The organism is Streptomyces sp. NPDC056144 (genome assembly GCF_042264145.1).
Classification (GTDB): domain Bacteria; phylum Actinomycetota; class Actinomycetes; order Streptomycetales; family Streptomycetaceae; genus Streptomyces.
In genome coordinates, this window is sequence record NZ_JBHJVF010000001.1 from 223,894 (window position 1) to 242,775 (window position 18,882).

At 73.2% G+C, this 18,882-nt stretch carries 18 protein-coding genes and 1 riboswitch; of the genes, 10 read left to right on the top strand and 8 right to left on the bottom strand.

The features are described 5' to 3' along the window. Window positions 1-65: 65 nt before the first annotated feature. From shc to ACFC0Z_RS01025, 6 genes are all read left to right on the top strand, one after another. Window positions 66-2,120, top strand: coding sequence for a squalene--hopene cyclase (gene shc, locus ACFC0Z_RS01000; protein WP_376431360.1), 2,055 nt, complete (start codon window positions 66-68; stop codon window positions 2,118-2,120). Continuing rightward, window positions 2,120-2,791 carry a 1-hydroxy-2-methyl-2-butenyl 4-diphosphate reductase gene (locus ACFC0Z_RS01005; protein WP_376431362.1) on the top strand — a complete coding sequence of 224 codons (672 nt, stop codon included), beginning with the start codon at window positions 2,120-2,122 and terminating at the stop codon, window positions 2,789-2,791. Before shc ends, ACFC0Z_RS01005 begins: the two co-directional genes overlap by 1 nt. A gap of 7 nt (window positions 2,792-2,798) precedes the next feature. After that, window positions 2,799-3,830 (top strand): adenosyl-hopene transferase HpnH, encoded by a 1,032-nt coding sequence (gene hpnH / locus ACFC0Z_RS01010; protein WP_376431364.1) that lies wholly within the window; start codon window positions 2,799-2,801, stop codon window positions 3,828-3,830. A gap of 10 nt (window positions 3,831-3,840) precedes the next feature. After that, entirely contained in the window at window positions 3,841-5,226 is a 1,386-nt protein-coding gene (locus tag ACFC0Z_RS01015) for an aspartate aminotransferase family protein (protein ID WP_376431366.1), read from the top strand. 107 nt (window positions 5,227-5,333) lie between these two features. Further along, the gene (locus ACFC0Z_RS01020) at window positions 5,334-5,978 is read left to right on the top strand and encodes an XRE family transcriptional regulator (protein WP_376431368.1); all 645 of its coding nucleotides are present in this window, start codon (window positions 5,334-5,336) and stop codon (window positions 5,976-5,978) included. Between the two features lie 20 nt (window positions 5,979-5,998). Further along, on the top strand, window positions 5,999-6,151 hold the full coding sequence (locus ACFC0Z_RS01025) for a DUF6126 family protein (RefSeq protein WP_376431370.1): 153 nt from the start codon (window positions 5,999-6,001) through the stop codon (window positions 6,149-6,151). A gap of 16 nt (window positions 6,152-6,167) precedes the next feature. On the opposite strand, the gene ACFC0Z_RS01030 is transcribed toward ACFC0Z_RS01025, so the two are convergent. Beyond that, window positions 6,168-6,989, bottom strand: coding sequence for a tyrosine-protein phosphatase (locus tag ACFC0Z_RS01030; protein WP_376431372.1), 822 nt, complete (start codon window positions 6,987-6,989; stop codon window positions 6,168-6,170). 394 nt (window positions 6,990-7,383) lie between these two features. After that, a riboswitch (cyclic di-AMP (ydaO/yuaA leader) is annotated at window positions 7,384-7,540 on the top strand. 4 nt (window positions 7,541-7,544) lie between these two features. Between ACFC0Z_RS01030 and ACFC0Z_RS01035 the strand changes: the two genes are divergently transcribed. Beyond that, entirely contained in the window at window positions 7,545-8,534 is a 990-nt protein-coding gene (locus ACFC0Z_RS01035; protein WP_376431374.1) for a peptidoglycan DD-metalloendopeptidase family protein, read from the top strand. Between the two features lie 151 nt (window positions 8,535-8,685). Beyond that, the gene (locus ACFC0Z_RS01040; protein WP_376431376.1) at window positions 8,686-9,480 is read left to right on the top strand and encodes an SGNH/GDSL hydrolase family protein; all 795 of its coding nucleotides are present in this window, start codon (window positions 8,686-8,688) and stop codon (window positions 9,478-9,480) included. Here the strand turns inward: ACFC0Z_RS01040 and ACFC0Z_RS01045 are convergent. The 5 genes from ACFC0Z_RS01045 to ACFC0Z_RS01065 are packed head-to-tail and all read right to left on the bottom strand — an operon-like array spanning window position 9,467 to window position 14,620. Continuing rightward, window positions 9,467-10,345, bottom strand: a complete 879-nt coding sequence (locus ACFC0Z_RS01045) for an STM4011 family radical SAM protein (protein WP_376431378.1) — start codon at window positions 10,343-10,345, stop codon at window positions 9,467-9,469. The genes ACFC0Z_RS01040 and ACFC0Z_RS01045 overlap by 14 nt on opposite strands. Window positions 10,346-10,354: 9 nt before the next feature. Beyond that, window positions 10,355-11,695: an STM4012 family radical SAM protein gene (locus ACFC0Z_RS01050; protein ID WP_376431380.1), complete on the bottom strand. Its 1,341-nt coding sequence runs from the start codon at window positions 11,693-11,695 to the stop codon at window positions 10,355-10,357. Further along, a complete protein-coding gene (locus ACFC0Z_RS01055; RefSeq protein ID WP_376431382.1) occupies window positions 11,692-12,513 on the bottom strand; it encodes an STM4013/SEN3800 family hydrolase in 822 nt (273 codons plus the stop codon). The genes ACFC0Z_RS01050 and ACFC0Z_RS01055 overlap by 4 nt, the downstream gene beginning before the upstream one ends. Before the next feature lie 11 nt (window positions 12,514-12,524). After that, window positions 12,525-13,664, bottom strand: coding sequence for an STM4014 family protein (locus tag ACFC0Z_RS01060; protein WP_376431384.1), 1,140 nt, complete (start codon window positions 13,662-13,664; stop codon window positions 12,525-12,527). After that, complete coding sequence (locus ACFC0Z_RS01065) at window positions 13,661-14,620, bottom strand: STM4015 family protein (RefSeq protein ID WP_376431386.1); 960 nt, start codon at window positions 14,618-14,620, stop codon at window positions 13,661-13,663. Before ACFC0Z_RS01065 ends, ACFC0Z_RS01060 begins: the two co-directional genes overlap by 4 nt. A 240-nt stretch (window positions 14,621-14,860) precedes the next feature. Here ACFC0Z_RS01065 and ACFC0Z_RS01070 point away from each other — a divergent pair, with 240 nt between their 5' ends. Further along, window positions 14,861-15,622 (top strand): SIMPL domain-containing protein, encoded by a 762-nt coding sequence (locus ACFC0Z_RS01070; RefSeq protein WP_376431388.1) that lies wholly within the window; start codon window positions 14,861-14,863, stop codon window positions 15,620-15,622. Between the two features lies 1 nt (window position 15,623). On the opposite strand, the gene ACFC0Z_RS01075 is transcribed toward ACFC0Z_RS01070, so the two are convergent. Further along, a complete protein-coding gene (locus ACFC0Z_RS01075) occupies window positions 15,624-16,289 on the bottom strand; it encodes a TetR family transcriptional regulator C-terminal domain-containing protein (RefSeq protein WP_376431390.1) in 666 nt (221 codons plus the stop codon). Window position 16,290: 1 nt separating this feature from the next. Continuing rightward, complete coding sequence (locus ACFC0Z_RS01080; protein WP_376431392.1) at window positions 16,291-17,469, bottom strand: Glu/Leu/Phe/Val dehydrogenase dimerization domain-containing protein; 1,179 nt, start codon at window positions 17,467-17,469, stop codon at window positions 16,291-16,293. A gap of 146 nt (window positions 17,470-17,615) precedes the next feature. On the opposite strand from ACFC0Z_RS01080, the gene ACFC0Z_RS01085 reads away from it, so the two are divergent. Continuing rightward, window positions 17,616-18,815, top strand: coding sequence for an MBL fold metallo-hydrolase (locus tag ACFC0Z_RS01085; protein ID WP_376431394.1), 1,200 nt, complete (start codon window positions 17,616-17,618; stop codon window positions 18,813-18,815). Window positions 18,816-18,882: the final 67 nt, after the last annotated feature.

Sequence of the window (18,882 nt, forward strand, 5' to 3'; positions counted from 1 at the left end):
CTTCCGGCGCCGGCCGACGGCAGACCCGCAGAAGCAGATGACACCGACTGCCAAAAGGGGAAGCCATGACAGCGACGACCGACGGAAGCGCCGGGGCCTCGGGCCCCCGGGCGGCCGCGGCCAGCACGACGTACGCCTCCGGCGCCCCGGTGCCGGAGCTCGACGGGGCCGCGGCGCGGGCCGCGGACCGCGCCGTCGACCACCTCCTCGCCCAGCAGGATCCGGCGGGCTGGTGGAAGGGCGACCTGGAGACCAACGTCACCATGGACGCCGAGGACCTGCTGCTCCGGCAGTTCCTCGGCATCCTCGACGCCGACACCACCCGGGCCTCCGCCCTCCACATCCGCCGCGCGCAGCGCGAGGACGGCGCCTGGGCCACCTTCTACGGCGGGCCCGGCGAGCTCTCCGCCACCGTCGAGGCCTACGTGGCGCTCCGGCTCGCGGGCGACCCGCCCGAGGCCCCGCACATGGCCCGCGCCTCCGCCTGGGTCCGGGCCGGGGGCGGCATCGCCCGCGCCCGCGTCTTCACCCGCATCTGGCTGGCCCTCTTCGGCTGGTGGCGCTGGGAGGACCTCCCGGAGGTGCCGCCGGAACTGCTCTTCCTGCCCCGGTGGTTCCCGCTCAACATCTACGACTTCGGCTGCTGGGCCCGCCAGACCATCGTGCCGCTCACCGTCGTCTCCGCGAAGCGCCCGGTCCGCCCCGCGCCCTTCCCCCTCGACGAGCTCCACGTCGACCCCGCCCGGCCGAACCCGCCCCGGCCCCTCGCGCCCCTCACCGGCTGGGACGGGGTCTTCCAGCGGCTCGACAAGGCCCTGCGCGTCTACCACCGGATGGCCCCGCGCGCCCTGCGGGGCACCGCGCTGAACGTGGCCGCCCGGTGGATCGTCGAGCGCCAGGAGAACGACGGCTGCTGGGGCGGCATCCAGCCCCCGGCCGTCTACTCCCTCATCGCCCTGCACCTCCTCGGCTACGACCTCGGGCACCCCGTCATGCGCGCGGGCCTGGAGTCCCTCGACCGGTTCGCCGTGTGGCGCGAGGACGGCTCGCGGATGATCGAGGCCTGCCAGTCCCCGGTCTGGGACACCTGCCTCGCGACCATCGCGCTCGCCGACGCCGGGCTGCGGCCCGACCACCCGGCCCTGGTCAAGGCCGTCGACTGGATGCTCGACGAGGAGATCACCAAGTCCGGCGACTGGGCCGTGCGCCGTCCCGGACTCCCGCCCGGCGGCTGGGCGTTCGAGTTCCACAACGACAACTACCCCGACATCGACGACACCGCCGAGGTGCTCCTCGCCCTCCGCCGGGTCGACCACCCGGACCCCGCCCGCGTCGAGGCGGCCGTCGCCCGGGGCGCGCGCTGGACGCTCGGCATGCAGTCCCGCAACGGCGCCTGGGGCGCCTTCGACGCCGACAACACCAGCCCGTTCCCCGACAAGCTGCCGTTCTGCGACTTCGGCGAGGTCACCGACCCGCCGTCGGCCGACGTCACCGCCCACGTCGTCGAGATGCTCGGCTACGAGGGACAGGCCGAACACCCGCGCACCCGCAGGGGCATCGACTGGCTCCTAGCCGAACAGGAGCCGAACGGCGCCTGGTTCGGCCGCTGGGGCGTCAACCACCTCTACGGCACGGCCTCGGTGCTCCCCGCGCTGACCGCCGCCGGGATGCCCGTCTCCCACCCGGCGATCCGCCGGGCCGTCGCCTGGCTGGGCTCCAGCCAGAACGAGGACGGCGGCTGGGGCGAGGACCTCCGCTCGTACCGCGACCCGGCCTGGATCGGGCGCGGCGCCTCCACCGCCTCGCAGACCGCGTGGGCGCTCATCAGCCTCCTCGCCGCAGGCGAGCGCGACTCCGAGCCCGTCCGGCGGGGCGTCGCCTGGCTGGTCGGCACGCAGGCGGAGGACGGCACCTGGGACGAGCCGTACTTCACCGGCACCGGCTTCCCCTGGGACTTCTCCATCAACTACCACCTCTACCGTCAGGTCTTCCCGCTGACGGCGCTGGGGCGGTACCTGCACGGGGAGCCGAAACCGGCCACGGGGGCCCTCGCGCGGGCCCAGGCCCAGGCACGGTCCCAGGCCCAGGCACGGGCCGCCCGGTCGTCCGAGGAGGGGTGATGGGCCGCGAACGGGCCGAGAGTCCCGTGGACGTGCCCCCGCTGCTCGTCGCCTGCGCGCTGCGCATCGAGCGGTTCGCCCTGCGCGGCGGCGGTCTCGCCGGCGCGCCCGGCCCCGTCACCGTCGTGCGTACGGGCATGGGCCCCGACCGCGCCGACCGCGCCGTCTCCCGGGCGCTCGGCGAGGAGCGGTGGCGCGACGCCGCCGTCATCGCCTCCGGCTTCTGCGCCGGGCTGGCCCCCGGCATGCACCCCGGGGACATCGTCGTGGCCGAGGAGACCCGCGGCCCCGACGGCACGACCACCGCGTGCGTCGGCACCGACCTCCTCGTGAAGGCCCTGGCCAGGGCCGTACCCGGGCGGACCGTCCACACCGGCCCGCTCACCGGCTCCGACCACGTCGTGCGCGGGCCCGAGCGGGCCGCGCTCCGCGCCACCGGTGCCCTCGCGGTCGACATGGAGTCCGCGGCGACCCTGCGGGCCGCCCGCCGCCCCGGAGACGGTCCCGGAGGGCGTCCGGTTGCGGCCGTCCGGGTGGTCGTGGACGCTCCGGAACATGAACTGGTCCGGATCGGCACGGTACGCGGGGGAATATCGGCCTTCCGTGTTCTCCGTGCCGTCCTTCCCGCATTCTTCGAATGGCACCGTTCTTTGCTGCTCCCCAGGAGGTGAGCGAGTTATGGCCATGCCGCTCCGTCAGTCCATCCGGGTCGGGACCTATCTCTTCGAACAGAAGCTCCGCAAGCGGGAGAAGTTCCCGCTCATCGTCGAGCTGGAGCCGCTCTTCGCCTGCAACCTCAAGTGCGAGGGCTGCGGAAAGATCCAGCACCCGGCGGGTGTCCTCAAGCAGCGCATGCCCGTCGCCCAGGCGGTCGGCGCCGTCCTGGAGTCCGGCGCCCCCATGGTGTCCATCGCGGGCGGCGAGCCCCTGATGCACCCTCAGATCCACGAGATCGTCCGGCAGTTGGTGGCCAAGAGGAAGTACGTCTTCCTCTGCACCAACGCCATGCTGCTCCGCAAGAAGCTGGAGAACTTCACCCCCTCCCCGTACTTCGCCTTCGCCGTCCACATCGACGGCCTGCGCGAGCGGCACGACGAATCCGTCGCCAAGGAGGGCGTGTTCGACGAGGCCGTGGCGGCCATCAAGGAGGCCAGGCGGCGCGGATTCCGCGTCACCACCAATTCGACCTTCTTCAACACCGACACCCCCCAGACGATCATCGAGGTCCTGAATTTCCTCAACGACGACCTCCAGGTCGACGAAATGATGATCTCTCCCGCCTACGCCTACGAGAAGGCGCCCGACCAGGAGCACTTCCTCGGCGTCGAACAGACCAGGGAACTCTTCAAGAAGGCCTTCGCGGGCGGAAACCGGCGCCGCTGGCGCCTCAACCACTCCCCGCTCTTCCTCGACTTCCTCGAAGGAAAGGCCGATTTCCCCTGCACCGCCTGGGCCATTCCCAACTACTCCCTCTTCGGATGGCAGCGCCCCTGCTATCTCATGAGCGACGGCTACGTCCCCACGTACCGCGAACTCATCGAGGAGACCGACTGGGACAAGTACGGCCGCGGAAAGGACCCGCGCTGCGCCAACTGCATGGCGCACTGCGGATACGAGCCCACCGCCGTCCTCGCCACCATGGGCTCCCTCAAGGAATCCCTGCGGGCGGTCCGGGAGACCGTCTCCGGGGGCTCGGGGAACAAGGCGTGAGGCGGCTCCGATGAGCGGGGAGTTCGACCTGCGGGCCCTGCTCGCCGAGCGCGGCGGCGAGCGGTACGAGCTGCACGCGAGGTACCTCAACCCGCAGCTGCCGCGCATGCTCCACACCATCGGCTTCGACAAGGTCTACGAGCGGGCCGAAGGCGCCCACTTCTGGGACGCCGACGGCGTCGACCACCTCGACATGCTCGCCGGCTTCGGCGTCATGGGCCTCGGGCGGCACCACCCCGTCGTCCGCAAGGCGCTCCACGACGTCCTGGACGCCCAGCTCGCCGACCTCACCCGCTTCGACTGCCAGCCGCTGCCCGGCCTCCTCGCCGAGCGGCTGCTCGCCCACAGCCCCCACCTCGACCGGGTCTTCTTCGGCAACAGCGGCACCGAGGCCGTCGAGACCGCCCTCAAGTTCGCCCGGTACGCCACCGGGCGGCCCAGGGTCCTCTACTGCGCGCACGCCTTTCACGGACTCACCACCGGCGCGCTCTCCGTCAACGGCGAGCAGGGCTTCCGGGAGGGCTTCGGCCCGCTCCTGCCGGACACCGCGATCGCCCTCGGGGACCTCGACGCCCTGGAGCGGGAGCTGCGCAAGGGCGACGTGGCCGCCTTCGTCGTCGAGCCCATCCAGGGCAAGGGCGTCCACGAGGCACCGCCCGGCTTCCTGCGTGCCGCCCAGGAGCTGCTGCACCGGCACGGCGCGCTGCTCGTCGCCGACGAGGTGCAGACCGGCCTCGGCAGGACCGGCGACTTCTACGCGTACCAGCACGAGCCCGGCGTCGAGCCGGACCTCGTGTGCGTCGCCAAGGCGCTCTCCGGCGGGTACGTGCCGGTCGGCGCCACCCTCGGCAAGGACTGGATCTTCAGGAAGGTCTACTCCTCGATGGACCGGGTCCTCGTCCACTCGGCGAGCTTCGGTGCGAACGCGCAGGCCATGGCCGCCGGGCTCGCCGTGCTCTCCGTCATGGAGGACGAGGACGTCGTCGGCCACGTCCGGCGGGTCGGCGGGCTGCTGCGCTCGCGCCTGGCGGAGCTCGTACCCCGGTACGAGCTGCTGCACCAGGTGCGGGGGCGCGGTCTGATGATCGGGATCGAGTTCGGCCGGCCGACCTCGCTGGGGCTGCGCGGCCGGTGGGCGATGCTCCAGGCGGCCCGCAAGGGCCTCTTCGCCCAGATGGTCGTGGTGCCCCTGCTCCAGCGGCACCGGATCCTCACCCAGGTCTCCGGGGACCACCTGGAGGTGATCAAACTGATCCCGCCGCTGGTCATCGACGAGGCGGACGTGGACCGGTTCGTCAGGGCCTTCACGGCGGTCATGGACGACGCGCACGGCGGGGGCGGGCTGATGTGGGACTTCGGGCGCACACTGGTGAAGCAGGCGGTCGCGCAGCGCTGATCCGCGGCATCCCGGGATCATCACGGATCAGTACGGATCATCACGCGAAGTTTTGCCTCTGAGGCAAGAAACTTGCCTCAGAGGCATGATCCTGGCGGAATGGACGCATGGACCACGTCCCCGGGGACCGCTCCCCGGACCCTGCCGCCGCCGCTCCCGGCGCGCCCGACCTCCTGCCGGACGTCGCCCCGCAGCTGCGGGCCCTGCGCCGCCGCCGGCGACTCACCCTGGAGGCCGCCGCCCACCGGGCCGGACTCTCGCCGGCCCACCTCTCCCGGCTGGAGACGGGGAACCGGCAGCCCTCGCTCCCGATGCTGCTCGCCCTGTCCCGTACCTACGGTACGACGGTCTCCGAGCTGCTCGGCGAGACCCCTCCCGAGCACGACCCCGTCGTCCGGGCCGGCCGCTCCGATCCCGTCGAGGCCGACGGCTGGATCTACCGGCAGGCGGGCGGCGCCGGGCGCGCCCTCCAGTGCCTCCGCGTCCACGTCCCGTACGCCACGAAGGCCGACATCGTGCGCGTCCACCCGGGCGAGGAGTGGATCCACGTCCTGGAGGGCCAGGTGCGGCTCGCGCTCGGCGACGCCGTGCACGTCCTCGATCCCGGGGACAGCGCGCACTTCGACTCGCTCACCCCGCACCGCATCGGCGCCGCCACGCGCGGCGGTGCCGAGCTGCTCTTCGTCCACACCCTCATGCAGAGCCCCGTCGCCGAGCTGTGCCTCGGCGACGGGACCCCGCACCGGCGCTGATTCACCCCGAAAGGACCGACATGTCCGAGAAGTCCGCAGCGGTCACCGGCGAAGAGCGCGGTGAAGGCAAGTTCCCGAAGGGGCTCGTGCTCCGCCTCTTCGCCTACCTGATCGCCGGTCACCTCTTCGCCGGCTTCCTCTACCTGCTGTTCTCCATGGGCGGCAACGGCTAGGGCCCGTCCGGCGGGCTCAGGCCTCGGTGAGGAACTGCCCGCGCAGGCGCTCGCGGGTCTCCGGAGAGAGCTTCAGGCCCTCCGTGAGGTACGCCTCCACCGAACCCCAGGTCGCCTCGACCGACTCCAGGGCGGCCCGCAGGTACTCCACCCGCGCGTCGAAGAGCGGGCTCAGCAGCTCCATCACCTCGGGCGACATGGCGTCCGTCGTGGTGGAGCTGCGTCGCACCTTGTAGCGGCGGTGCGGAGCGTTCGACTTCACGTAGTCGGCCTCGATGGCCTCCCGCTCGACGCCGATCGCGAGCAGGGTGATCGCGATGGAGAGGCCCGCGCGGTCCTTGCCGGCCGCGCAGTGCATCAGGGCCGGGACGCTGTCCTCCGCCAGGGCGTGCAGGAGGCGGCTGTGCTCGGCGGTCCGCTCGACCAGCATCGAGCGGTACGAATCGGACATACGGGCCGCGGCCTTGCCCTCGCCCAGGATCTCCCGCAGCTGCGCGACGTCGCCGTCGCGGACCATCTTCCAGAACTCCTTGCCGTCGGCCGGGTCGCTCAGCGGTATGTTCACGTTCCGCACGCCGGGGAGCTCGACGTCCGCGCCCTCGACCTGGCGGTCGGCGGCGTTGCGGAAGTCGAAGACGGTGTGCAGGTTCAGCGAGGCGAGGAAGGCCGCGTCCTCCTCGGTCGCGTGGGCGAGGTGGCCGCTGCGGAAGAGGCGCCCGGGCCGCACCGCGCGCCCGTCCGTCGTCGGCAGGCCGCCCACGTCCCGGAAGTTGCGGACCTCGGCGAGCTCGGGCTCGTTCGCGTCGGTGGGCGGGACCTGCGGCAGCTGCTGCGTCACGGATGCTCCTGGTGGTCGGTGTTCGGGTGCCGGGCACGCGAGTCGGTTCCTGGGGCAATCATCCAGGTGACGCCGTGTCGGCGCACCCCATCTGGTCGAAATGGTCGATCTGTCCGTTATGAGGTCTAGGCCACAACGCGCCCCGTTTGCAGGTGAGATGGGCGGGCGCTGGTGAGCAGGGTCATAGAGGTGACGGATCGTGGTCGGAGGCCCGGAGCAATTCCCGTGCATGAAAAGGAAATCGAGGGACCGTCATCCACGCAGGGTGATCGGAATTCGGCCCGGAATTAGCCGCCGATCTTGAGAAAGGAAAAGTGCGGCTTGTTTGCTCCGACCCCGCTCGTCTAGCGTCGCCATCAATCCGGTCGGACCGCCTAATCCTGCCACCGCCCGGAATCCGCACTCATCCCATGCGTGGCAGGAGCGGGGGACCCAGGAAAGACGCCGGTCCCGCGACGCAGGACGGCTTGGGGTGAAGCCGCGTGAGACACGCGGCCGGGCATCTCCAGTCCGAACCCGACAGCTCACCTCGTAGGCGCCGGAGAGGAATTCGCCATGCCCACGAAGGGTAAGCACCGCCGTCCCAAGTTCAGCCCCCTGACCCGCGGCCTCGTCGCCGCCGGTACGGGCGGCGCCGTCGTCGCCCTGCCGATCTTCGGCGCCACCGGGGCCTACGCCGCCGAGCAGGCCGCCCCGGCGACCGTCCCCGCCCAGGCCGTGGCCGTCGCCGCCCAGGTGAAGGCCCCCGCCGCGGTGAAGGCGACCCCCGCCGCCGTGAAGGCGGCCCCGAAGACGTACTCCGTCGTCAGCGGCGACTACCTCTCGAAGATCGCCGACGAGCAGAACGTCGCCGGCGGCTGGGAGAAGCTCTACGAGGACAACCGCCAGGTCGTCGGCGCGGACCCGTCGCTGATCATGCCCGGCATGAAGCTGACCCTCGGCGCGAAGAGCACCTCGGCCGCCGCCGTGAAGGCCGCCCCGAAGAGCACCGAGAAGGCGCAGACCAAGCACACCAAGAAGAAGTCCTCCGCGGCCTCCTCTTCCTCGTCCTCCGCCTCCTCCTCTTCGTCCTCCGCGAAGAACGGCGACACCCAGCGCGCCTCCCGCAGCACCGAGCGCACCTCGGTGGCCGCCACCTCGTCCGGCTGGGTCGCCCCCGTCGGCAACGGCGTCTCCACCCCGTACCGCGCCTCCGGCTCCATGTGGTCCTCCGGCTACCACACCGGTGCCGACTTCATCGCCTCCTCCGGCACCACCGTCCGCGCCGTCGGCGCCGGCACGGTCGTCTCCGCCGGCTGGAGCGGCGCCTACGGCAACGAGGTCGTCATCCAGCACGCCGACGGCAACTACTCGCAGTACGCGCACCTCTCGTCCCTCGCCGTCTCCGCCGGCCAGCAGGTCAGCGGCGGTCAGCAGATCGGCCTCTCCGGCTCGACCGGCAACTCCACCGGCCCGCACCTGCACTTCGAGATCCGCACCTCGCCGAGCTACGGCTCGGACATCGACCCGCTCGCGTACCTGCGCGGCCACGGCGTCTCCATCTGAGACACCTGACAGCGAGACGGCCCGGCACTCATGTGCCGGGCCGTTCTCGTATTCCGTCTTGGGAGAATCTTTATCGGTGGCATATGTCACTGCTCGTCAACCCCTCCCTACGGTCGCGTAGGTCACATTCGAAAGGGAAGGATGTGCTCCCGTGGCAGACGATTCGAGATCAGAAGACAAGAACGCATTCGGGTCGTACGCGGCGATCGGTGACAGCTTCACCGAGGGCGTCGGAGACCCCGGGCCCGACGGGACGTTCGTCGGCTGGGCGGACCGCTTCGCGGTCCTGCTCGCCGACCAGCTGCCGGAGCACGACGCCTTCCGCTACGCCAACCTGGCCGTACGGGGACGCCTGCTCGACCAGATCGTGGCGGAACAGGTCCCGAGGGCGAAGGAACTCGCCCCCGACCTGGTGACCTTCTGCGCCGGCGGCAACGACATCATCCGCCCCGGCACGGACCCCGACGACGTGGCCGAGCGCTTCGAGCGTGCCGTCGCGGACCTCACGTCCGCCGTCGGCACGGTCATGGTGACCACCGGCTTCGACACCCGTGACGTCCCCGTGCTCAAGCACCTGCGGGGCAAGATCGCCACGTACACCGCGCACGTGCGGTCCATCGCCGACCGGTACGACTGCCCGGTCCTCGACCTGTGGTCCCTGAAGTCCGTGCAGGACCGGCGGGCCTGGGACGACGACCGGCTCCACCTCTCGCCCGACGGCCACACCCGGGTCGCGCTCCGCGCCGCCCAGGTCCTCGGTATGGAGGTCCCGGCCGACCCGGACCAGCCCTGGCCGCCGCTGCCGGTGCGCGGCACCCTGGAGGTCCGGCGCGACGACCTCCACTGGGCCAAGGAGTTCCTCGTGCCCTGGATCGGCCGCCGGCTCCGGGGCGAGAGCTCCGGCGACCACGTCGAGGCCAAGCGCCCGGATCTCATGCCCCTGTGAGCCCCAGGGGCAGGCCGGGGGGACGCGCGGCGGGGATCCGCTCCAGGACCCCGCCGGCGAAGACGTCGTACAGCGGCAGCGTCTCCAGGTGGACGTACCCGATGTGACAGTCGCAGACGGCGAGGGGGCAGGCGCGGGGACGCAGGGCGGCGCGGTACGAGCCGTCGTACAGGTTCCCCAGCTCGGCCCTGACGAAGTGGCAGCGCCGCACCGTCCCCTCGCCGTCCACCGAGATCACCGACTCGCCCGTGCGGCAAGGCAGCCCGGCCGAACGGTGCGGATGCCGGCTGTACGGGAAGAGCGGGTCGAGGGCCGTCCACTCCGCCGCCTCCGCGTCGGTGTACGTGTGCCCCTCGGCCGCGTTCACCCACAGGTAGACGTGGGGCGGCAGCGCGGCCCGCAGCCGCCGCGCCTCCTCCGCGTGCTCCGGCAGGCCGACCACGCCCACGCTGAACCGGACGCCCCGCTCCGCGAGCTCCCGGCACTTGCCGAGGAACCGCTCGAACGGCGTCTGCCCCGGGTGGTACGTGCACCACAGCGCCACGCTCGACGGGTCGGCCTCCGCCAGCCACTCCGTGCGGCAGCTCAGGTTGGTCTGGATCGCGACCCGCTCGACGTGCGGGAGCCGCGACAGCTCCACCAGCGCGCGCCGGTACCAGGAGCGGACCAGGCCCTCGCCCCACGGGGTGAAGAGGATGCGCAGCCGGTCGCCGGTCTGCGCGGCCGCCCAGCCGGTGAACCGTTCCAGCGCGGCCCGGTCCGCGCGCAGCTGCTCCCGGCTGTCCCGGCGCTTGGCGAAGGGACAGTACGGGCAGTCGAAGTCGCAGGAGGAGAGCGGCCCCCGGTAGAGCACGGTGAGATCCACGACGACCGCCTACTTCAGCTCGTACGCGGCCATGGCGGCCCGCACGGCGGGGGAGAAGAGCTCGGGCCCGAGCCCGTCGGAGTGCGCGAGGCCCTCGGGCGACAGGCGCAGCAGCCCGGCCGGGGCGTCCGCGTCGAGCCAGCCGTACCCCTCGAAGCGGCCGAGCTCCGGACCGAAGTCCGCGAACGGAGAGGAGCCGAACCGCTCCTCGTACCCGGCGACCGGCATGCCCTCGGCCTGGAGCAGCGACTGGAGGAGGTGGCGGCGCCGGGCCTCGGCGCCGGTCGTCGCGAAGCCGTGGTGGGCGCGCGCGAACTCCTCCGACCCGGTCTCCGTGTAGGTGTCGATGATCGTGCGGATCTTCCGCATGTCGACGGCGTAGTCGAAGGAGTAGTGCAGCGCCGAGGTGTACGAGCGGGCGCCGCAGCCCAGGCCGATCATGCCGTCCGTCTGGCACGCGTAGTCGTCGGGCCCCGACGGGCCCGCGTCCGCGCGGCGGAACATCCGCATCGACACCTGCTCGTAGCCCTGCGCGAGGAGGTGGTCGCGGCCGTACCGGTAGAGGCGGAGCCGCTGCTCGTCCCACTCCCGGTCGGCGGCGGCGGGGTCCTGGATCCGGCCGAGGCCGGTGAGCGGCCGCACGTACAGCGGGTAGAGGTACAGCTCCTCCGGGCGCCAGGCGAGGGCCGCGTCGAGCGAGCTCCGCCAGGACGTCTCGGTCTGGCCGTCGATGCCGTAGATGAGGTCGATGTTGAGCACGGGGACGCCGGTGTCGCGGATGCGGCCGAGCGCCGCCTCCACGTCGGCGCGCCGCTGCGGCCGGACGGCCGCCCGCGCCTCCGCCTCCACGAAGCTCTGCACGCCGATGCTCAGCCGGGTCGCGCCCCGCTCGGCGAGGACGGCCAGCCGGTCGGCCGTGGCGGTCGACGGCGAGGTCTCCACGGAGAGCGGCACGGCCCGCAGGTCGGCGCCCATCCGCTTCTCGGCGATGTCGCAGAGCCGCTCCAGCTCGGCGGCGGTGAGGAAGGTCGGCGTGCCGCCGCCGAAGGCGGCCGTGGCGAAGCGCACCGGCCCGCGGTCCCCGAGCGCCTCGCGGACGGCCGTGGCCTGGCGGTCGAGCGCGTCCAGGTAGCGGGTCGTCAGCTCGTCGGGGGCGCCGATCCGGGTGAAGAGGTTGCAGAAGCCGCAGCGGACCTCGCAGAACGGTATGTGCGCGTAGAGCGAGAGCGCGTCCTTCGGCTCGTCGGCCCAGAGGCCGGCGAGCCCGGGGCGCTCGGGGAGCGCGCGGTAGGCCGTCTTGTGCGGGTACGCGTAGACGTAGCTGCGGTACGGGCGGGGGGTCGGGCTCATGCGGCGTCACCCTCCTCGGGGCCGGGCAGGACGAACTGCGCGTACGGCACCGTCCACACGACCTCGTGGCCGAGCCGGTGGCCGGTGAAGCCGTCCTCCCCGTACGCCGTCCCGTGGTCGGAGCAGACGATCGCGAAGCACGGACGGCGGCTGCTCATCGCGGCGAAGAGCCGGCCGATGTGCCGGTCGACGTACTCCAGGGCCGCCGCGTGCGTGGCCCGGGAGTCGCCCGCCTCGCGGGTCGCCCCCGGCTGGTGGAACCAGTTGGGCTGGTGCAGCGCGGACACGTTCACGAAGAGGAAGAGGCGGCGCTCGCGGGGGAGCCCGGCGACGACCTCCTCGGCGCGGTCCACCTGGGACGCGAAGGAGGTCGGCGAGGCGACGCCGAAGGCGGGCTCCCAGTGGCTCTCCTGGAAGAGGCCGGGCAGCACGGTGCCGAGCGGGGGCTGCTGGTTGAAGAAGCCCACCCCGCCGACGCAGACCGTCCGGTAGCCCTCGGCGGCGAGCGCCGACACGATGTCCGGGGTGTCGTACACGTACGTGCCGTCGGCGGTCGTCTCGCTTCCCGCGAAGCGGGCCGCGAAGAGCCGGGGGTGCGGTCCCGGGGCGGCCGGGGTCGGCAGGAAACCGGCGAAGATCGCCTGGTGGGAGGCGTAGGTGAAGCTCCCTGGCGCGTGCCGGCGCTCCCAGCCGCCCTCGGGCAGATGCCGGGCCAGGTTCGGGAGGCGCCCCTCGGCCGCCAGCTCGACGGCCACGTCGTACCGCAGCGTGTCGAGGGTGACCAGGAGCAGGTCGTGGCTTCCGACGATCGTGTTCATGTCGGGGTGTTTCACGGGGTGCTCGTTCCTGTGGTGCGGGGTGGTGCGTCAGCGCGCGGGAAGTGGGCGGCGACCTGCGCCGCGTACGTGTCGAGGCCCTCGGCTCCGCTGCCGGGCAGGCCCGTCAGGCGCGGCAGCAGGTCGCCGAAGGCGTTGACCTCGCCCACGGCGAAGCGGCGCCAGCCGGCGGCGGGCAGCAGGTCGACACCGACGCAGCGCCGACCGGGGAAGGCGGCGGCGGCCCGCTCGCAGACGCCGAGCGCCTCCTCCCACCGGCCGCCGGCGGCGGTGATCGCGGCCCGGGCGGCCGTCAGGTCGCCCCGGACGCCGCCCAGGTGGAGGTTGGTCATGGGGGAGCGGCTGGTACGGAGCACGGCGTGCGTGGCCCGCCCGTCGACCACCACGACCCGGAGGTCGGCGGCCCGGCCGTCCTGGGTGGCCTTGGGCAGCCAGCGCTCGACGTGCAGGCCGTCGGGGGCGAGGGCGTCCACGAGCGCGGCGACCTCCTCCTCGCGCGTGTAGCGCCGTACCCGCAGCGAGTTGAAGAGCCGCCCGTCCGGGCCGCGCTCGACCGAGGTCGTGGCCTGGACCCGGCCCGCGCCGTTCGTCTCCACCGCGAGCACCCCCGAGGCGGAGGAGCCGTGCGCGAGCTTCACGAACATCCGGCGCATCCCCGGGCCCTCGGCGATCGCCCGGACGTCCGCCCAGCCCCGTACGACCGGGGCGGAGGCGCCGGAGGTCGGCGACTCGGGCACCGGGACCCCGGCGGCCCGCAGCCGCGCGTGGCTCAGCCGCTTGTCGAAGAGGACGGGCAGCTCGGCCGGGTCGTCGAGCAGACGCGCCCCCGCCTCGGCGACGGTCAGCGCCAGCCCCGCCACCGCGGCGGTGAACCGCTCGTACCAGAGGCGGCTGCCCTCGACCCGGGCCGGGTCGTCGACCTCGCGCAGCAGCCGCTCGGCCTCCGGGTCCTCGCCGGGCGAGTCGAGCCGCACGGCCTCGCCCCCGGCGAACCGGGCCCGGCCGCACAGCACCTCGGGCCAGGACACCACGCGCGCGGCGGGCAGCCCGGCGGAGCGCAGCGCGTCCTGGAAGAAGGCGACACGGCGGCCGGCCGGATCGCCGACGACCACGAGGCGCGGGGCCTCGGTCATTCCGCGACCGCGACGTACCGGTAGACCTCGCCGTCCCCGTCGTCGTCCGGCTCCTCCGCGTCGTCGAGGACGACCGTCACACCGTGCGGGGCGAGCGCGGCGCGGACCCGCTCCTGGGTCTCCTCCGACAGGTAGTGGTGGGACAGGTCGAGCTCCGTGAGGTGGGTCAGCGGCTGTCCGGCGAGGAGGGCGCTCGCGCCCTTGTCGGTGAGCACGCCCATCGAGAGGTCGAGGCGCTCGACGCGGGCGACGACCGGCGCGTCCGCCACGGCGGCGGCCACGGCGTCCTGGATCACGCTGTTGCGCAGGGCCAGGTCGCGCAGGGCCGGGAAGGCCGTCCCGGAGAGCAGCGGCGCCAGGTCCTCGGTCGTGCTGTCGCCGCCGTACTCGTCGGTGCCCAGCCACAGGTCCAGCTTCACCAGGGCGGGCAGCTCGCTGCCCACGATGCCGCGCACGACCTCGGCGCCCAGGCCGCCCGTCTCGACCACCAGGGTCTCCAGGGCGTTGTGACGGACCGGGGGGAAGGCCAGGTCCGAGCCGCCGCGCACACCGAGCTCCTTGAGCGCCGGGTAGGCGGCGAGGAGGGGCGTCACGTCGGACTGGATGATCCAGGAGATCTCGCAGTCCTCGGAGGTCATGTCCCCGAGGAAGACGGCTTCGAGCGCCGTCAGCCGGTCGCGGGCGGCGCCCAGCGCGGCGACGATGTCGGCCGACGAGTTCTCGTACGCCTCGCTCCAGCCGCCGACGACCAGGGCCCGCACCCGGCTCGGGTCGACCGTCTTCAGGAACCGCTCGAACATCGGCTCCCACAGCTCGTCGTCGCCCTCGGCGTACGTCGCGGCGGAGATCCGCCAGGCGACCGCGCCGGGCTCCGGAAGCTCGACCCGCGCCTCCGCCTCCGGGAGGTCGAAGACGGGCAGACCGTGGAATTCCTCGAGGTGGTGACCGATGGTCATGGTGGTGCTCCAGACGACGGACGAAGGGGATCGGCTGACGTCATGAGTTCTACCAAGCGGGTCTGACAGCGGCCCCGGCCGGGTCGGGCTGGTACGGAGAGGTGAAGCGGACCGGCGATCAGGAGTGGCGTCCGAGGGGCCGTGGTAACGGGTGTTGCGAAGCGCGCGCCGGAGCCCCGGCACCCGCCCCCGAAGGGACCGCCCGTGACGAACCGCCAGCCTCCTCCGTACCTCTCTCCCGTGACCTCCACGCGCGCGCGTGGCGCCCGGCTGCTCGCCGCCACCGTCGTGGCCGGCGGGCTCCTCGCGGGCTCCGCGGTCCCCGCCCTCGCCGCCGCGCCGGGGGGCACCGCTCCACGGCTCGCCGTGACGGCCGTCGCCCCCGCCACGGTCAGCGTCACCGGCAGCGGACGGGCCGCCTCCGCCCCGGACCTGGCGATCCTCTCGGTGGCCGTCGAGGCCACCAAGAAGACGGCCAAGGAGGCGATGGCGGCGCAGAGCGAGGCGTCGAAGGCGCTCCTCGCCGTCCTGCGCAAGGAGGGCATCGCCGACCGGGACATCAGGACCGACAGCCTCTCGCTGTCGCCGGTGTACACGCAGAACGCGGACGGCGAGAGCAAGGTGACGGCCTACCAGGCCGGGCAGTCCTTCTCGGTCAAGGTCCGCGAGCTCGACCGCACGGGGCAGGTCATCGGGGCGGTCAACGACGCCACCGGGGACGCCGGCCGGATCAACGGCGTCGTCTTCGACGTCGCCGACCCGTCGGCCCTGCGCACGAAGGCACGCGAGGCCGCCTTCCGCGACGCCTACGACAAGGCCTCGCAGCACGCGGCGCTCAGTGGGCACGAGCTCGGGAAGCTGATCTCGCTCAGCGAGGGCGACTCGCTGCGGCCGGGCCCCGGAGCCGTACCGAGCATGCCGGCGGACGACCCCGGCGTCCCGCTCGCGCCCGGCGAGATCGAGGAGCAGGTGACGGTCTCGGCCGTCTTCGAGCTGCTCTGACCTACGAGCCGGGGGCGGACGCGCCGGCGTCCGGCTCCCCGGGCAGGCCCAGCTCCCGGTCCAGGGCCTCGTCCGCCCAGCGCAGGAGCGTGGCGCGCGGGAGGGAACCGGCGTTCGGGAGGGACCCGGCGTGCGGGAGGGAGCCGGCGTACGCCGTGGTCTGCACGGCGAGCCCGTCGAGGAAGGCGGTGAGCCGCCAGGCCGCGGCGCCCGGGTCCGCGCAGCGGAACTCGCCGGCCGCGGCCCCCTCCGCGATCACCGCCGTCAGGGCCGCCTTCCACTCCCGGTCGAGCGAGGCCGCCACCCGCCGCAGCCCGGGGTCGCGCAGCGAGGCCGCCCAGCCCTCGATCCACAGGCGCCAGCCCTTGGCCTCGCCGGTCGGCGCGTACCAGCGGACGGCGGCGCGCAGCCGGCTCACCGCCGGGGAACGCCGGCCGAGGAGCTGCCTGAGCCGTACGAGATCGGCCTCGGCCGCGTGCGCGAAGGCGGCGGCGACCAGCTGTTCCTTGGTGGAGAAGTGGTAGAGGACGAGGGCGTTGCTCACCCCGAGCGTGGAGGCCACGTCCGCGACCCGGACCGCCGCGACGCCGCGCTCCTCGATCTGGGCGACGGCGGCCCGCAGCAGCTCCTCCCGCCGCTCCGCCGCGCCCAACCGCACCCGCGTCACCTCAGTACCAGCCGTAACGCTCGGCGATCACCGGCAGCCGCTCCGCGACCAGCGCGTGCGCTGCCGCGCGCGGGGTCGAGCCGTCCGCCTCGGCCCGGTCGAGCATGCCGTCCACGAGCTCCCGCATCGAGCTCCGTACCCGCGCGAAGGCCTGGTCGGCGTCGGCCTCGATGTCGCCGAAGAGGGTCCACCACCACCAGGCGTTGGTGCACGAGTTCACGACGACGTCGGGCAGGACCGTCACCCCGCGCGCGGTGAGGGCCTCCTCGGCCTCCGGCGTGACCGGCATGTTCGCCGCCTCCGCGATCCAGCGGGCGGTGACGCGTCCCTGGTTCCCGGCGTCGATCGCGTACGAGACGGCCGCCGGGACCAGGACCTCGGCGTCGGCCGCGAGCCAGGCGTCCCCCGGCTCCTGCCGGTCGCCGGGCCGCAGGGCCGCGCGGTCGACGGCGCCGTGGGCGTCGCGGGCGGCGAGGAGCGCCTCGACGTCGAGCCCGTCGGGGTTCACGACCGTGCCGTGCACGTCGGCGACGGCGACCACGCGCAGCCCCGCCCGGGCCAGGAACAGGGCGGTCGCCCCGCCCATCGTGCCGAGGCCCTGCACCGAGACCCGGGTCCCGGCGTACGGGCGTCCGGCGCGGTCCAGGGCGACGAGGACGGACTCGGCGACCCCGCGCCCGCCGACGAGCTCGTCGAGACCGATCCCGTCCACGTCGATCGCGAACGCGTCGGAGAGCCGCTTCCTGGCGGCCGCCTCGTCGTCGAGGAGCGGGTACACGGCCTGTACGGAGGACACGAGCCCGGCCTCGGCCGCGGCGCGGTCCACCAGGTCCTGGGTGAGCCCGAGGTCCTCGCCGGTCGTCCAGAAGCGTTCGATGTACGGACGCATGGCCCGCAGGTACCGCACGAGGACGCCGTACGCCTCCGGGGAGCGCGGGTCGCAGTCGATGCCGCCCTTCGCGCCGCCCAGCGGCACGTACCGGGCCTCGGGGTCGTAGTGGAGGGCCTCCTTCATGGTCATCCCGCGGGCCAGCCCGGTGACCTCCTCCACCGTGCACCCCTCCCGCATCCGCAGCCCGCCGCTGGCCACCCCGCGCACGAGCCGGTCGACGACGAGATGGCCGCGACGTCCGGTGACGTGGTCGGTCCAGCCGACGGAGAGGAGGGGGGTGGATTCCATGGCGCGCCTCCGAAGGGGCCTCTTGCTGCGGTCTTGCCGAAGTCTTGCCGAGTCTTACTGAACGACGGTTCAGTATGGCCGACCTTCCGGCCGTACGGGACGCGGGCCGCCCATAATGGAACGACCCCCAGAGATCAGGAGGTCCTGTGACCGGTACCGGCTCCGACCGTTCCCCACGGGCCCGGCTGCGCGCTCTGCGCCCCGAGTCCTTCGGCGCGGATCCCTCGGGCGAGCGCCTCGCCCGCATCCTCCGCTCGCCGAACTTCGCGGACGGGATCTTCCAGAACCCCGAACCCGCCCGGCGCGGGCCCTCGGGCTCCAGCCTGGAATTCGCCAAGATCTACTTCGAGAAGGAGGGACGGGCGCGCCGAGCCCCCACCGGCACGATCCCCGTCCACCCGACCACCGTCGCCGACCTCGCCCGGCCCCCGGCCACCGGCCTGCGCATCACCTGGATGGGCCACTCGGGCGTCCTGGCGGAGATCGACGGCCACCGCGTCCTCTTCGACCCGGTCTGGGGCGAGCGCTGCTCCCCCTTCCCGTTCGTCGGCCCCAAGCGCCTCCACCCGGTCCCGGCCCCCCTGGCGGCCCTGGGCCCGGTCGACGTCGTCGTCATCTCGCACGACCACTACGACCACCTCGACCTGCCGACGATCAAGGAGCTCGTCGCCACCGACACCGTCTTCGCGGTGCCGCTCGGCGTCGGCGCCCACCTGGAGCGCTGGGGCGTGCCCGCCTCCCGCCTGCGCGAGCTGGACTGGAACGAGTCCACCGAGATCGGCGCGCTCCGGCTCACCGCCACCCCGGCCCGCCACTTCTGCGGCCGCGGCATCCGCAACAAGCAGCACACCCTCTGGGCCTCCTGGGCCGTCGAGGGCCCCGAGCACCGCGTGTACCACTCGGGCGACACGGGCTACTTCTCGGGCTTCAAGGACATCGGCGCGGCCCACGGCCCCTTCGACGTCACGATGATCCAGATCGGCGCCTACTCGGACTTCTGGCCCGACATCCACATGACCCCCGAGGAGGGCCTCCGCGCCCACCTCGACCTCCAGGGCGGCGCCCCCTCGGGCGTCCTCCTCCCGATCCACTGGGGCACCTTCAACTTGGCCCCGCACGCGTGGGCGGAGCCGGGGGAGTGGACGAGGTACGAGGCCGAGGAAGCCGGCCAGGCGGTGGCCTTCCCTCGTCCTGGTGAGCCGTTCGAGCCTGCGGGGAAGCTGCCGTCCGACCCCTGGTGGAGCGGGGTGTCCCGTCCGGTCGCGCAGCCGTGGCGCCGGCCCCGGTCGGTCGAGGCTCCCGCCGAGGCGGCCGAGCCTGATCTCGACCTCGCGGGTGAGAGGTGACACCACGCACCGTGGGGCGCCGAGCGGGACGAACGTGGACGAGCAGCCGGTGGAGATGCGGTCGGTT

Excerpts from the sequence above, each read along its gene's own strand:
- shc (WP_376431360.1), top strand. The coding sequence starts at position 66 with ATGACAGCGACGACCGACGGAAGCGCCGGGGCCTCGGGCCCCCGGGCG.
- ACFC0Z_RS01005 (WP_376431362.1), top strand. The coding sequence starts at position 2,120 with ATGGGCCGCGAACGGGCCGAGAGTCCCGTGGACGTGCCCCCGCTGCTC.
- hpnH (WP_376431364.1), top strand. The coding sequence starts at position 2,799 with ATGGCCATGCCGCTCCGTCAGTCCATCCGGGTCGGGACCTATCTCTTC.
- ACFC0Z_RS01015 (WP_376431366.1), top strand. The coding sequence starts at position 3,841 with ATGAGCGGGGAGTTCGACCTGCGGGCCCTGCTCGCCGAGCGCGGCGGC.
- ACFC0Z_RS01020 (WP_376431368.1), top strand. The coding sequence starts at position 5,334 with ATGGACCACGTCCCCGGGGACCGCTCCCCGGACCCTGCCGCCGCCGCT.
- ACFC0Z_RS01025 (WP_376431370.1), top strand. The coding sequence starts at position 5,999 with ATGTCCGAGAAGTCCGCAGCGGTCACCGGCGAAGAGCGCGGTGAAGGC.
- ACFC0Z_RS01035 (WP_376431374.1), top strand. The coding sequence starts at position 7,545 with ATGCCCACGAAGGGTAAGCACCGCCGTCCCAAGTTCAGCCCCCTGACC.
- ACFC0Z_RS01050 (WP_376431380.1), bottom strand. The coding sequence starts at position 11,695 with ATGAGCCCGACCCCCCGCCCGTACCGCAGCTACGTCTACGCGTACCCG.
- ACFC0Z_RS01055 (WP_376431382.1), bottom strand. The coding sequence starts at position 12,513 with ATGAACACGATCGTCGGAAGCCACGACCTGCTCCTGGTCACCCTCGAC.
- ACFC0Z_RS01060 (WP_376431384.1), bottom strand. The coding sequence starts at position 13,664 with ATGACCGAGGCCCCGCGCCTCGTGGTCGTCGGCGATCCGGCCGGCCGC.
- ACFC0Z_RS01065 (WP_376431386.1), bottom strand. The coding sequence starts at position 14,620 with ATGACCATCGGTCACCACCTCGAGGAATTCCACGGTCTGCCCGTCTTC.
- ACFC0Z_RS01080 (WP_376431392.1), bottom strand. The coding sequence starts at position 17,469 with ATGGAATCCACCCCCCTCCTCTCCGTCGGCTGGACCGACCACGTCACC.